Annotated in this window: 12 protein-coding genes; 7 read left to right on the plus strand and 5 right to left on the minus strand. The window is 70.0% G+C overall.

Annotation, left to right across the window (positions count from 1 at the left end):
* Positions 1–106: 106 nt before the first annotated feature.
* Together FJV46_RS08945 and FJV46_RS08950 are read left to right on the plus strand one after the other, a co-directional pair.
* The gene (locus FJV46_RS08945; RefSeq protein ID WP_087027638.1) at positions 107–2,542 is read left to right on the plus strand and encodes a glycosyltransferase family 2 protein; all 2,436 of its coding nucleotides are present in this window, start codon (positions 107–109) and stop codon (positions 2,540–2,542) included.
* A gap of 225 nt (positions 2,543–2,767) precedes the next feature.
* Positions 2,768–3,295 (plus strand): GAF domain-containing protein, encoded by a 528-nt coding sequence (locus FJV46_RS08950; protein ID WP_087027639.1) that lies wholly within the window; start codon positions 2,768–2,770, stop codon positions 3,293–3,295.
* A gap of 34 nt (positions 3,296–3,329) precedes the next feature.
* Here FJV46_RS08950 and FJV46_RS08955 read toward each other — a convergent pair whose 3' ends face one another.
* Both FJV46_RS08955 and FJV46_RS08960 read right to left on the minus strand, forming a co-directional pair.
* The gene (locus tag FJV46_RS08955) at positions 3,330–4,715 is read right to left on the minus strand and encodes an MFS transporter (protein ID WP_087027641.1); all 1,386 of its coding nucleotides are present in this window, start codon (positions 4,713–4,715) and stop codon (positions 3,330–3,332) included.
* Positions 4,716–4,854: 139 nt separating this feature from the next.
* Positions 4,855–6,318, minus strand: a complete 1,464-nt coding sequence (locus tag FJV46_RS08960) for a protein adenylyltransferase SelO (protein WP_087027643.1) — start codon at positions 6,316–6,318, stop codon at positions 4,855–4,857.
* Between the two features lie 129 nt (positions 6,319–6,447).
* Between FJV46_RS08960 and FJV46_RS15225 the strand changes: the two genes are divergently transcribed.
* Together FJV46_RS15225 and FJV46_RS08965 are read left to right on the plus strand one after the other, a co-directional pair.
* On the plus strand, positions 6,448–6,615 hold the full coding sequence (locus tag FJV46_RS15225) for a hypothetical protein (protein ID WP_158250095.1): 168 nt from the start codon (positions 6,448–6,450) through the stop codon (positions 6,613–6,615).
* A gap of 64 nt (positions 6,616–6,679) precedes the next feature.
* The gene (locus FJV46_RS08965) at positions 6,680–7,375 is read left to right on the plus strand and encodes a DsbA family oxidoreductase (RefSeq protein WP_087027645.1); all 696 of its coding nucleotides are present in this window, start codon (positions 6,680–6,682) and stop codon (positions 7,373–7,375) included.
* Here the strand turns inward: FJV46_RS08965 and FJV46_RS08970 are convergent.
* Both FJV46_RS08970 and FJV46_RS08975 read right to left on the minus strand, forming a co-directional pair.
* A complete protein-coding gene (locus FJV46_RS08970; protein WP_087027647.1) occupies positions 7,372–7,653 on the minus strand; it encodes a hypothetical protein in 282 nt (93 codons plus the stop codon). The two genes, FJV46_RS08965 and FJV46_RS08970, sit on opposite strands and share 4 nt — an antisense overlap.
* An 80-nt stretch (positions 7,654–7,733) precedes the next feature.
* On the minus strand, positions 7,734–8,579 hold the full coding sequence (locus FJV46_RS08975; RefSeq protein ID WP_087027649.1) for a metal-dependent hydrolase: 846 nt from the start codon (positions 8,577–8,579) through the stop codon (positions 7,734–7,736).
* A 190-nt stretch (positions 8,580–8,769) separates the two neighbouring features.
* Between FJV46_RS08975 and FJV46_RS08980 the strand changes: the two genes are divergently transcribed.
* Positions 8,770–9,771, plus strand: a complete 1,002-nt coding sequence (locus FJV46_RS08980; protein WP_087027651.1) for an MsnO8 family LLM class oxidoreductase — start codon at positions 8,770–8,772, stop codon at positions 9,769–9,771.
* Here the strand turns inward: FJV46_RS08980 and FJV46_RS08985 are convergent.
* Entirely contained in the window at positions 9,759–10,022 is a 264-nt protein-coding gene (locus FJV46_RS08985) for a hypothetical protein (protein WP_087027653.1), read from the minus strand. The genes FJV46_RS08980 and FJV46_RS08985 overlap by 13 nt on opposite strands.
* A 240-nt stretch (positions 10,023–10,262) precedes the next feature.
* Here FJV46_RS08985 and FJV46_RS08990 point away from each other — a divergent pair, with 240 nt between their 5' ends.
* Together FJV46_RS08990 and FJV46_RS08995 are read left to right on the plus strand one after the other, a co-directional pair.
* A complete protein-coding gene (locus tag FJV46_RS08990; RefSeq protein WP_087027655.1) occupies positions 10,263–11,399 on the plus strand; it encodes an aminotransferase class V-fold PLP-dependent enzyme in 1,137 nt (378 codons plus the stop codon).
* A 204-nt stretch (positions 11,400–11,603) separates the two neighbouring features.
* Positions 11,604–13,442: an immune inhibitor A domain-containing protein gene (locus tag FJV46_RS08995; protein ID WP_232008548.1), complete on the plus strand. Its 1,839-nt coding sequence runs from the start codon at positions 11,604–11,606 to the stop codon at positions 13,440–13,442.
* Positions 13,443–13,451: the final 9 nt, after the last annotated feature.

Consider the following 13,451-nt stretch of genomic DNA (forward strand, 5'->3'; position numbering starts at 1 on the left):
ATACGGTTCGCGCGGCTGCATCATGTCGGACGCAGGGCGTAGTGGGCACAATCGGGTCTCACGGATGGATGCTCACGGGCGTCCTCCGCCAACTGCTGGGGTAGATATGTCCAAGAACCGCACCACTGTGCCGTCGTCCGACGGCAACCGCTCCGATCGTCCGTCGCCTGCGACGGAGGACTCCGCATCGACCTCCGCGCAGGGTGCCCGATCGGGGAACGTCCTGACCGCGGAGAGCCCCGCCGGCACCGGCCCGGCGCGTCGTCGCCAGTGGGGGGCGGAGCGGAGGTCGGAACCGCTCTCGATCGTGCACCCGACGCCGTCGTCACGGAAGATCGCCCTGGGCCGGATCGCCATCGTCACGACGGTGCTCGCCTGGCTGACCTACATCATCACGACGATCGTGCGGGAGTTCGCCAACAACCCCAACGCCGGCTTCCGGTTCCAGCTCGAGGCGACGTCGTACCTGATCGTCGTCACGTTCCTGACCTTCTCGGCGCTGATGTACCTGCTGGCCCGCCAGGGGGCGCTCTACCGGTTCCGGGACCACCGCCGGGTGCCGCGCGGTGAGCTGGACCGCCACTTCGCCGACCACCACGAGGCCATCACGGTCCTGGTCCCCTCCTACGCGGAGGAGCCCGCCGTGGTCCGCGCCACCCTGTGGTCCGCGGCGCTGCAGGAGTTCCCCAACATCCGCGTGGTGCTGCTCCTGGATGATCCACCGCACCCGAAGGATCCCGTGATCCGGCAGCGCCTCGATGCCACGCGCGCCCTGAGCCTCGAGATCGAGTCGGCCCTGCTCGAGCCGTCCACCCGCGCCACCGCCGCGCTGGCCGCGTTCGAGGAGGCGCTCGCCGGGCGTGGCGCGGACGCCCCGCCGTCGTGCGCCGATCTTCCCCCGCTCATCGCGGCCTACGAGTCGGCCGCGGTCTGGCTCGAGGACATGGCGGACACGGAACGCGTGGAGGACCACGTGGACGAGTTCTTCGTGGATCTGGTCATCATGGGGCTGGCCCGTGAGCTGCGCCTGACCATGTACGCGCTCGACGCCGCACTGGTCCAGGAGCAGTGCCCGGAACCGGACCGCGTGCGGGAGCTGTACGTGCGGCTGGTCCGCATCTTCAACACACGGCTCGAGACCTTCGAGCGCAAGGCGTACGCGTCCCTCTCCCACGAGGCGAACAAGGCCATGAACCTCAACGCCTACATCTCCCTCATGGGCCAGCGCTGGCGGAAGGAGCAGGTCGCCACCGGCACGGTGCTGCGCCCCTTGGCCGACGGCGAGACGGCCGACGGCGACGACGTCCTGGACGTCCCCGACTCCACCTACCTGCTCACGCTCGACGCCGATTCCCTGCTGCTGCGCGACTACTGCGTGCGGCTCGTGCACCTCCTGGAATCGCCCGGCAACGAGCGCATCGCGGTCACGCAGACCCCGTACTCGTCCTTCCGTGGAGCGCCGACGCGCATCGAACGCGTGGCCGGGGCGTCCACGGACATCCAGCACATCCTGCACCAGGGCATGACCTACTACGGCGCCACGTTCTGGGTGGGTGCCAACGCCGTCATCCGGAAGACGGCGGTGGAGGACATCGTCGAGGTCGAGAACGTGGGCGGCTTCGAGATCAAGACCTACATCCAGGACCGCACCGTCATCGAGGACACCGAATCGAGCGTGGATCTCGGGACGCACGGCTGGACGCTCATGAACTACCCGGAGCGCCTGAGCTACAGCGCCACGCCGCCGGACTTCGGCTCCCTCGTGGTCCAGCGCCGGCGCTGGGCCAACGGCGGCCTGCTGATCCTGCCGAAACTGTGGAACCAGCTACGACGACGGCGCCACCTGCGCGAGCAGGTGCTGTTCCGGGAGGTGCTGCTGCGGGTCAACTACATGGCATCCATCGCCTGGGCCAGCTTCGGGCTGCTGTTCCTCCTCGCCTACCCCTACGACAGCAGGCTGCTGAGCCCCGTGGTCTTCCTCGCCGCCGCGCCGTACTTCCTGGCGATGGGCAGCGACCTCCGCGACTGCGGGCACCGCTTCTCGGACATCTTCCGGATCTACGGCTTCAACCTGGTGCTGCTGCCGGTCAACCTCGCCGGGGTGCTGAAGTCCATCCAGCAGGCCTTCACGGGGGAGAAGATCCCGTTCGTCCGGACGCCCAAGGTGAAGGACCGCACGGCGGCTCCCGGACTGTACGTCCTGATCCCGTATCTGATCGTGGCGTTCTCGCTGCTGACCCTCGCACGGGACGTGATGGTGCAGAACTGGGGCAACGCCGTCTTCGCCGGGCTGAATGCGATGCTCGCGGCAGGAGCCATCCGCGCCTACATCGGCATCAGCAACTCGGTGGTGGACATGTGGCTCGGCGTCCTGAACTGGCTGTACGTTGCGCCACGGGTGAAGAAGGTCGAGGAGTCGAAGGTCATCCCGAAGACGGCGGCCGAGGCGGACTGGGAAGCGATCCTGTACCACGGCGACCGTCGCCTCAACCGCGACCTGCGGTCTGATCACGACCGCCGCCGTCGGGCCGGAATCCGCTAGCTGCACGAGCCCACGTCCGCGCGCGTCTGCTCACGGCGCGAGGCGCCGGCGTGAGACGCCGCGGGACGGCGTCCCGACCGTCGGCACGGCAGCGGCGGCCCCCAGCATGAAATCCTGCCCCAATCCTGTGCTGATGGTGCATGAAAAGCAGGATGACTGCCACACAGCCGAGCGATCATTGAAGGGGCACGATCCGCACGACCGACAGCGCGAGGGGGACACGACATGGCACTGCTCACGGCACCCGCACGGGCCGGGAACCGCCGCCTCCCGCGCCCCCTGCGGGAGGCGGAACTCCAGCGGCTCCGCTCACTCGACCGAACCGGGCTGATGGAGTCGGGGGACGAGGAACGCTTCGACCGGCTCACGCGCCGCGCCCGTGCGCTCTTCGGGGTGAGCGCGGCGAGCATCTCCCTCGTGGCGGATGACCACCAGTACCTGAAGTCGGTGATGGGATCGCTGACCCGCGTCATCCCCCGGGACGCCTCCTTCTGCTCGGTGGCCATCGAGGGTGAGACCGACCTGATCGTCACCGACACCCTTGAGCATCCCCGGTTCCGGTCCAATGCCTTCGTGGTGCAGGCTCCCTTCATCCGCTTCTACGCCGGCGTGCCGCTGCGCGGTCCGGGCGGATGGTTCATCGGCAGCATGTGCATCCTCGACACGGCGCCGCGCACCCTCTCCACGCTCGACCTGCGCCTGCTGCGGAACCTGGCAGTGGAGGCGGAGCTGGAGATCAACGCGGCATCCTGACGCGGAACACCGAGGCGTCGTTCACCAGCGGGTCTCAGCGGCTGGTTGCGCGCTCCGCAGCGGTGGGCTCCCCGGGCAGATCGGTGCCCCGGATGGATTCGCCTGCGGTCTCCCGCGCGAACGGCAGAGCCGCCATCCCGACCAGGCAGGCCGCCATCATGTAGAACGCCGGCACCAGGAGGTTGCCCGTGGCGGCGATCAGGGCGTCGTTCACAAGCGGGGCCGTGCCGCCGAAGACCGCCGTCGCCAGGTTGTAGGTGATCGCGAATCCCGCGAACCGCACCTGGGTGGGGAACATGGCGGGGAAGGTCGCGGAGATGGTGGCCAGCTGCAGGACGTACAGCACCCCGAGGACCGCGAACCCGATCAGCGCACCGACGAACCCGGTGCCCATCAGCAGGTACATCGGGATGGCCGCGACGAACAGCCCGCCCATGGAGGTCCACCACATGGGCTTGCGGCCCACCCTGTCGGAGAGCCTGCCCGCGAACGGGATGAGGCACATCATGACGAGCTGCCCGACGAGGATCAGCGTCAGGGAACCGTCCGCGCTCAGGCCGATCCGTGTCTCGAGGTAGGTGGGCATGTAGCTGAGCAGGGTGTAGTTGGCCACGTTCAGGGCGATCACGAGCCCGGCCATGGCGAGCATGGGACGCCAGTACTGCGAGACGAGGTCCTTCAGCTTCGAACCGGCACCCTGGGCCTCGGCGTCGTCCTCGAACTCACGGAAGACCGGCGTGTCCTCGAGCTTGGAGCGTAGGTAGAGGCCGATCAGGCCCATGGGCCCCGCGATGAGGAACGGCAGGCGCCAACCCCACTCGTTCATGGTCTGCTCGCCGAGGATGAGCTGCAGGAAGAGGGTGATTGCGGTGCCGAGCGCGAATCCGAAGATCGTGCCGAATTCGAGGAAGCTCCCGAAGAAGCCCCGCTTCCTGTCGGGGGAGTACTCCGCCATGAAGGTGGCCGCGCCGCCGTACTCGCCGCCCGTGGAGAAGCCCTGCACCAGGCGCAGGAACACCAGCAGCGCCGGGGCCCAGTAGCCGATCTGGCTGAAGGTGGGCAGCAGCCCGATGCAGAAGGTGGCCCCGGCCATCAGCATGATGGTGAGGGCCAGGACCTTCCGCCGCCCCAACCGGTCCCCGAGGGGGCCCCAGACGAATCCCCCCAGCGGTCGGACGAGGAAGGAGACCGCGAAGGTGGCGAGAGCCCAGATGGTCCCCGAGCCCTCGTCGCCGCCGGGAAAGAAGTTCGCGGTGATGTAACCGACGACGACGGCGTAGACGCCGTAGTCGAACCACTCGGTGGCGTTGCCGACGGCGGATGCGCCGATGGCCTTCCGGATGGTCTTCCGCCCCTCGGGGGTCTCGGTCTGCGGGACGGTGTAGGTCCCGTCCTCCGGGGTGTTCTCTGCGGATGCCATGCGGGCGGCCACCTCCTGTGTCAGGTCCTGTCAGGTCGTCTCAGGGGTGGGACGCCACGACGGCCGGACCCTCCCCAAGGGCCTTCAACGCTACTCAGCCTGCTGATGGATGGCTAGCCGGCCCGGCCTCCCGCCTCGCTCACGTGCCGCAGTAGGTGGTGTACGCGCCGAAGTCCTCCGGCGGTCCGGCCGCATAGCGCTCGAGCCCGGGGCGTTCGTCGAACGGTCGGCGCAGCACGTCGACGAGCCGGTCCAGCGGCTCGAGGTCGCCGCCGGTCGCGGACCCGAGCGCTTCCTCGACCAGATGGTTCCGCGGGATGTAGACCGGGTTCACGGCGTCCATCGCGTCGGCATCGGGGTGCAGCGCGAGCCAGCGTTCCGCCCAGGCGTCGAACGCGGCGACGTCGAGCACCCTGTCCCGGGCGGGCCGCGCGTCACCGCGGGCCGCCGAGGAGAGTCCCCGGAAGAAGGTGGAGTAGTCCACATGGTTCTCCTGCAGCAGGGTGAGCACGTCGTTGGCGAGCGGGGACGCGACCCCGTCGGCGACCCCGTCGGGCAGTCCGAGCTTGGCCTTCATCCCGGCGAGCCACACACCGCTGTACCGGGGGCGGAACTCCTCGAGGGCGGCGACGGCGGCCGCCACCGCTGCGTCCTGGTCCTCGCCGATGAGCGGGAGAAGAGCTTCGGCGAGGCGCGCGAGGTTCCACTCGGCGATCAGGGGCTGGTTGGCGTAGGCGTAGCGTCCCGCGTGGTCGATGGAGCTGTAGACGGCGGCGTAGTCGAACACGTCCATGAAGGCGCAGGGCCCGTAGTCGATGGTCTCGCCGGAGATGGTCATGTTGTCCGTGTTCATCACGCCGTGGATGAAACCTGTGAGCATCCACTGCGCCACGAGGGTGGCCTGCGCCGTCACGACCGATGAGAAGAGCGCGAGATACGGGTTGTCGGCGTCGACCGCGGACGGGTAGTGGCGGTCGATGGCGTGGCCGGCGAGCCGCCGGAGGAGGTCCTGGTCGCCGCTCGCCGCGGCGTACTGGAAACTGCCGACGCGCAGGTGGCTGCGGGCGACGCGGGTGAGGAGCGCACCGGGCAGCACGGTCTCGCGCTGTACGTCGCGCCCCGTGGCGACGACGGCGAGGGACCGCGTGGTGGGGATGCCCAGGGCTTCCATGGCCTCGCTGATGACGTACTCGCGGAGCATGGGCCCGACGACGGCGAGCCCGTCACCACCGCGGGCGAACGGCGTGCGGCCGGAGCCTTTCAGGTGGACGTCGCGGACGTTCCCGTCGGCGTCGGTGATCTCGCCGAGGAGCAGCGCGCGGCCGTCGCCGAGGCGCGGGTTGAAGCTGCCGAACTGGTGGCCGGAGTAGGCCTGCGCCACCGGCGTCGCACCCTCGGGTACGGCGTTGCCCGTGAGGAAGGCGAGCCCCTCGGCGGAGCGGAGGAACGCGACGTCGAAGCCGAGGTGCTCCGCGAGCGACTCGTTGAGGGCGAGGAGGCGCGGCGCGGGGGCGGCGTCCGCCTGCCACGCGACCGCCAGTTCGGGAAGCTCCCGCGCGAAGCGACCATCGAAGGTGACCCTGGACTGGAGAGGTACGCTCATCCGTCCACCGTACGCCCGCAGCGGCCGGCGGTTCCGGGCACCTGGGCGCTGGTCCCCGGAACCGCCGACGGGTAAACTACTAAGCCACCTGATCTTCCGGGTGCGAACAGGACGATCGAAGGAGATCCCATGGGAATCAGCAGCATGGTCAAGAACGCGGCCAGCCGCTACCTCGGCCGATCCGGCAGGGGCACGACGACGGGCCGCACCGGAGGTGCATCCGGCGGGCGGCGCGGCACGCCGATGCCCTCCGGCAAGGCAGGCGGCATGATCCGCAATCTGCTCAACCGGCGGTAGCCGCACGGTCCCGGGCCCTGTTCCCCAGGGAATAGGGCCCGAGCCCACCGCCGTTGTGCCGGACATGAAGATTGAGATCTGGTCAGATGTGAAGTGCCCGTGGTGTTTCGTGGGCAAGCGCCGCTTCGAGAAAGCCCTCGCGGACTTCCCGCACAAGGACGGCGTCGAGGTGACGTGGAAGAGCTATCAGCTGGATCCGGGCCTTCCGGACCACTACGACGGCACGGAGCAGCAGTACCTCGCCGAGCGCAAGGGCATCGATCCGGACCAGGTCCGCCAGATGTGGGAACACCTCGCCCAGCAGGCGGCGGGCGAAGGGCTCGACTTCGACTTCGACCGCATCGTGGTGGGCAACAGTTTCACAGCGCACCGCTTCCTGCACCTGGCGTCCTCCCACGGGCGGGGTGGCGCGGCCAAGGAGGCCATCATGTCGGCCCACTTCGAGCAGGGCCTCGACACGTCCGACGTCGACATCCTCGTCTCCCTCGGCACCGGGATCGGACTGGACGAGGAGGAGATCCGGGCAACCGTGGCAGGGGACCGGTTCGCCGACGATGTGCGCCGGGACATCGAGGAAGCCCGCACGATCGGTGTGCAGGGCGTCCCGTTCTTCGTCATCGACCGGAAGTACGGTATCTCGGGGGCCCAGCCCTCCGAGCTGTTCCGTCAGGCCCTCGACCAGGCGTGGCAGGAGGCCCACCCGCTGGTGTCGCTGACGCCCTCGGCCGACGGTCCGGCCTGCGGACCGGACGGCTGCTAGCCGCGACGATCAGCGGCGCGGCGGCGCACCCCCGCCGGGGGACGCCCCTGCGCCATCAGCCGCAGGTCCTCCTGGACCCGGTCGAGTTCCCGCCGTCGCTGTGCCCCGAGCTCCTCCGGAGCCGGCCGGTCGCGTCGTACCGTGGCGTGGCGCGAGGGTTCGGCCTCGGCCCGCGCCTCCGACCCCTCCCGTGGGGGCATAGTCCCCTGCGGTGGCGCGTCGAGATGTGTCGATCCCTCGCCCTGCAGGGGGTCGAAGAACAGTCCGTTGCGTTCCATGGCTCCTCCGGTTCCGGTCGTGCACCCGAGCGTAGCCCGGTCGTGTTTCCAGCTGTTTTCGGGGCCTGTCGACCGATGGGTCAGGGAAGCCCGGCGGCGCGCAGGAGCGCCCCGCCGCCGTCGTCGAAACGGGCCACCGCCCAGGCGAGGCCGCCGACGGCGTAGAGGGAGACGGGAACCAGGAGGCACCACTCGCGCAGGGAGCCCGCGTTCCCCAGCAGCGGCAGGGCGAGGTTGCCGTTGGGCCGCCAGACCTGCGCGAGGATCGGGACCCCGGCGAGACGGCGCGGGCGCCTGATGCGCAGCGGATACACCGGGTTGCAGCCACCCGTGGTCAGCAGATCGCCGAGGATGTGGACCACGACGCCGATCCCCACGGCCAGCGGGAACCAGAACTGCTCCTCCGGGGCGAAGGCCGTGATGAACGCGCCGGCGGTGAGGCCGACGGCCCACGGGGATTTGCGCAGGTTGTCGGGAATGATCTTCAGCGCCTTCGCGGCGAAGGAGACGAGCAGCACGGTCAGCAGCCCCGCCCCCGGATAGACGGTGCCGAACTGCTGTGTCTCCACCGTCCACAGTCCGGCGACGAACGCGCATCCGACGAAGGCGATGACCCCGAGCAACGAGTGCGTTCCCTTGCGGTGTCCGCCGGAGACCGCACCGACCGCCGAGCAGAAGACATTGGACAGCGGCGGAAGGGAGTGGGCAATCGTGGCGCTGCGATGATCGGCGTCGGGCAGCAGGGCTGCCCCCGCGGTGACAAGCGCGCCGGTGACCACCCCCACCGGGCTCACCTCCAGCAGCCCGAGACCGAGGGTCACGGTCTCCGGAAGGACGGGGAGGTGCGGCCCGGCGTGCAGGTCGACGCGTGTCGTGACGGCGATCCAGGCGGCGGCGCCGCAGGCGGCATGGTGGGCGCCCATCATGGCGGGAATCCTTTCGGCGACGGACCTCCGGCTCGGAAACGCGGCCGGGGGCAAGGGCCCATCCTGCCGCGTGCCACCGTCACTATCGCTCCGGCGAGCGGGTCCCTGCGGCCGGGGCCCCGGTCAGGCCGGCAGGAGGGCGAGATCCTCGTCGAGGAATGGGACGGCCGCGCAGACGGTTCCCGCAGGCATGCCCCTTCCCTTCGCCGCCGTGTCCATCCTCGACCGCGCCCAGTCGCGGAGCGGCTCGAGCGAGGCGCAGACCCTCGAGCACGTCCTGGGGCGCGCCGAGCAGGCCGAACGGCTCGGTTACCGTCGGTTCTGGGTTGCTGAGCACCACGGGGTCCCGGGCATCGCCGGGTCCGCGCCCGCCGTGCTGGCCGCGGCGGTGGCAGCGCGGACGACGACGATCCGCGTGGGGACCGGAGGCATCATGCTCCCGAACCATCAGCCCCTCGTGGTCGCCGAGCAGGCGGCAACCCTGGCGGCGCTGTCCGAAGGGCGCTTCGACCTCGGCCTGGGCCGCTCCCTCGGGTTCACGCAGGCCGTCCGGGCGGCCCTGCGGACAGGGCACGAGGATGCCCGGCGCTTCGACCGGGACCTCGCCGACCTGCTCGCGTTCCTCGACGGCTCCGCGCCTGTCACGGCCCGCCCGCAGGACCGCGGCACGACGCCGGTGTTCGTGCTGGCCACGGGGCGCGGCCTGGCGGCCGCGGCGCGCGCCGGGCTCGCCGTCGTCGTCGGCGGGCCCGTGCTGCTGCAGGATCCCGACGGCGCGCTGGAGCGCTATCGCGCCGACTTCCGTCCCTCCCGCTGGTGGGAGCGGCCGTACGTGGTCGCCTCCCTGAACGTCGCGGTGGCGGCAACGGCGGCGGACGCCCGCCACCTGCTGATGCCGGAAGCACGTGCACTGGCTGCCTCGCGGACGAAAGGCTCGTTCCCGCCGCTCGAGGCTGAGACCGGCCTCCCGCTTACCAAGCGGGAGGCCGATCTCGTGGAGGCGTCGCTCGCCTCATCGATCCACGGGACTGCGCTGGAGGTGGAACGGGGCCTGGCGGACCTGCAGCACCGGACCGGCGCGGACGAACTGCTCGTCAGCGGCGGCGCCCATGATCTCGAGGCGCAGCGACGCTCCGATGAGGCTCTGGCGATGCTGATGGGCCGACCGCCTGCCGGGCGTCAGCCGGAGTAGGTGTAGTACCCGCCGAGCTGAGGGGCGAACGTCGCGGTGGACACATAGGTGCCGCGGCGGAGCGCGCTGACGCGTCCGGCGCGTTCGTCGGCGGAGCTCGTCACGTAGGCGCCCTCGGTGTCCGGCCGTGGCGTCGGGGTGGTCACGTAGGTGCCCGCCGACCGTCGTGCGGCGTCGGCCCCAGTGGTTCGTCCGGGCTGTGGGGAGGTGGTGGGGCGTCGGGTGATGGTGGGGCGATCGATGATCGTCATGGAGGCATCCTTCGGTCGGTGGCACCACTCGGAAGCGGTGAAGTTCGTTGGCGGCGGTCGGGCGCGGAAGGTGGTGAACCAGGCGTCGTACCGCGACCTGCCGTCCTATCAGGCTAATTCTTATTATGAGTAACTCAAAATAAACGGCACGTACGATGCATCACACCGGTGGGGCGTGGTGCGGCCGTCCGCCGGAATCGGGCGCCCAGGCGCTGGCGCCCGGACCGTAAGGTGGGCGGCATGGACACTACGGGGACCGATGACACCGCCGCTTTCGCCAGCTACCAGAGCGCCTTCTCCGAGCCTCCCGGCTACCTGAACTTCGCCAGCTTCGGGCCGCCGTCGAGCAGGGTCGCGGACCGGCTGGCGGACCTCCTGCACACGGCCGGGCATGCCTCCTCCGACGCGATGGCCCACCTGCAGGGCGAGGAGCTGCGGGCCAGGTCCGCCTTCTCGCGACTCACCGGCTTTCCCCTCGACCGGGTGGGGTTGACCGGGAGTACGTCCCTGGGGCTGTTCCAGGTGGCCTTCGGACTTGCCCGGGGTACGGTGCTGGTCGGCGCCGGGGAGTTCCCCTCCAACCACTACCCCTGGCTGCGGACGGCCGAGGCCGGGCGCGCCCGGATCGCCCTGATCGGCGAGCCCGGCACGCAGATGACGCCGGACGCCGTCGCCCGCTCGCTCGGGGACGACACCGTGGCCGTGAGCGTGAGCGCAGTCGACTTCCGCACCGGCTACCGGGCTGACCTCGCCGGCATTCGTGAGGTGATCGGCCCGGATCGGCTCCTCGTGGTCGACGGCATCCAGGCCTTCGGCGTCGTCGACGCGGCGTGGGCGCCGGCGGACGTCCTGATCTCCGGTGCACAGAAGTGGGTGCGGGGCGCGTGGGGAGTGGCCGGGATCGCGATGTCGGAGCAGGCCCTGGCGCGGCTCGAGCCCGTGCTGACCGGCTGGACGGGTGTCGCCGATGCCTACCGGTACGACGGCGAGGAGCATGCACCCCTGCCCGGTGCGGGGCGCTTCTCCATCTCCAACCTCTCGCCCTACGCCACCGGCGCCTTCGCCGAGGCCCTCGAACTGATGGAGTCCGTGGGCGTGGCAGCGATCGAGGGCCTCGTCTCGACGCATGCACAGGCGCTGATCACGCAGCTCGACGACGCCGGGGTGCCCGTCCTCTCGCCCCGGGACCGCGCCGAGCGGGCAGGGATCGTGGTCGCCGGGGTGCGGGGACGCGCGGAGGAGGCACACGCGGCGCTGGCGGCCGCCGGCATCACCGCGACCCGCCATGGGGACAGCCGCATCCGTCTCTCCGTCCATGCGACCACGCGCTCGGAGGCGCTCGGCGAGGCTGCCGGGGTGCTGGCAGGGTTCGTGTGAGCGGCGCACTATAGACCGCGGCTCCTCCGTGCGCCAGAGTCGCACCGATTGCCGGCTCTCCGGCCGCGACGGGCTCCCACAATGTCCCAGCCCGGTGCTAACGTCCCCTGCAGAACGTGTGACCTAGGCAACATGTTCGTCGGCCCAGGCGTCTGACCTGGGCAGGTACCACCTCAGCTGGGACATTTTGACGAAGGAGACCCCTTGAAATTCACCTCTCGGACCCGGGGGCTGCGGTGCGCTCTGGCGCTCGCCGTGACCAGCGCCGTCGTGCTCGCCCCCGTGAGCGCGCAGGCCACCCCCGGCACGGCGGCGGACTCGCCGACCGCCGACCCGACCGCATCCTCCCTGACTGCCTCGCCGGGCGCCGACGGTGCAGCGGCCACACTCGACGACCGCTCGGATCCCGCCGCAGAGGAACGCCGCGACCTCAACCAGCAGGCCGTGGAGCAGGTGATCTCCGGCGAGGCGAAGGTCGAGGACCGCAACGGCTCCAAGGCGGTCAAGGTGGCTCCGGGCCAGTGGGCCCAGTACGGCCTGCAGGACAGCGACCAGATCCTGTCCTTCCTCGTCGACTTCGGAACCACGCCGGACCCCCGCTTCCCCACCGCCCCTGCCGGCCCCACGCACAACACCATCCAGGAACCGAACCGGGCCGTGGACAACTCCACCTACTGGTCCGACACCTTCGACCGCGACCACTACCTCGACATGTTCTTCAGCGAGGAGGACGAGTCACTCAAGGGTGTCTACGAGGAGATGTCGAGCGGCCGCTACACGGTGGACGGTGACGTCAGCGACTGGGTGACCGTCCCGTACTCGTCGGCCAGCTACGGCGAGACCGAGAGCCAGGCGGACATGACCCGCTTCGTACAGGACACCGCGGACGCCTGGTACGACTCCCAGATCGCCGCGGGCAAGACAGCCGCCGAGATCGACGCCTACCTGGCCACGTTCGACCAGTGGGACCGCTACGACTACGACAACGACGGCGACTTCAACGAGCCCGACGGGTACATCGACCACTTCCAGGCGATCCACGCGGGCGAGGGCGAGGAGGCAGGCGCGGCGTCGTCGGCCATCTGGTCGCACCGCTGGGCCGTGGGCCAGGCGGGTCGCGGGACCTCCGGACCCGCAGCGAACCCCTACGGTGGCATCAAGATCGGCGACTCGAAGGTCTGGATCCGTGATTACACCACGGAGCCCGAGAACGGCGGCCTGGGCGTCTTCGCCCACGAGTACGGGCACGATCTGGGACTGCCCGACCTGTACGACACGAGCGGCGGCGAGAACGGCACAGGCTTCTGGACCCTCATGAGCTCGGGCTCGTGGCTCGGCCACGGAGACGGTGCGATCGGCACCAAGCCCAACCACATGGGTGCCTGGGAGAAGCTGCAGCTCGGCTGGCTGGATTACGACGTCGCCACCGCCGGCGTGAAGTCGACCCACAAGATCGGCCCGTCCTTCCACGCCACGAAGGCGCCGCAGGCCGTCGTCGTGAACCTGCCGAAGGACGCCGCGGGGAACAACCGTTTCTACATCGCCGAGAACCGGGTCTACGCCGGGTACGACGCCACACTCGCCGAGGGCCCGTACAACTTCGGCTGGGCGGCCACGGCGCCGGACACGGTGGAGCACTACCCGTACCAGGACGGCCTGAGCATCACCTACTGGAACACGGCCCAGCGCAACAACAACACGCGCCAGCACCCCGGTGCGGGCCTTGCCCTGCCCGTGGATGCCCATCCCGCGGCGCTCACCTGGTCCGACGGCACCGTGGTGCGCAACCGTATCCAGAGCTTCGATGCGACCTTCGGCAAACAGGCTACGGATGTGCTGTCCCTGCACCGCGAGACCGCTGCCGGCATGACGACGCTCACCGCGCCGTCACGGCCGGGCGTGCCGGTGTTCGATGACACGAACCCGAACGCCTACTACGACGCCACGAATCCGCAGGGGTCCGTCGTCGTCGCCGGTTCGGGAACGAAGATCGAGGTCGTGCAGTCCAACTCGAAGGGCATGCTGACCCTCCAGGTCCGCTGACCCTTCATA

The sequence above is a fragment of the Arthrobacter agilis genome, assembly GCF_006494655.1.
Classification (GTDB): domain Bacteria; phylum Actinomycetota; class Actinomycetes; order Actinomycetales; family Micrococcaceae; genus Arthrobacter_D; species Arthrobacter_D agilis.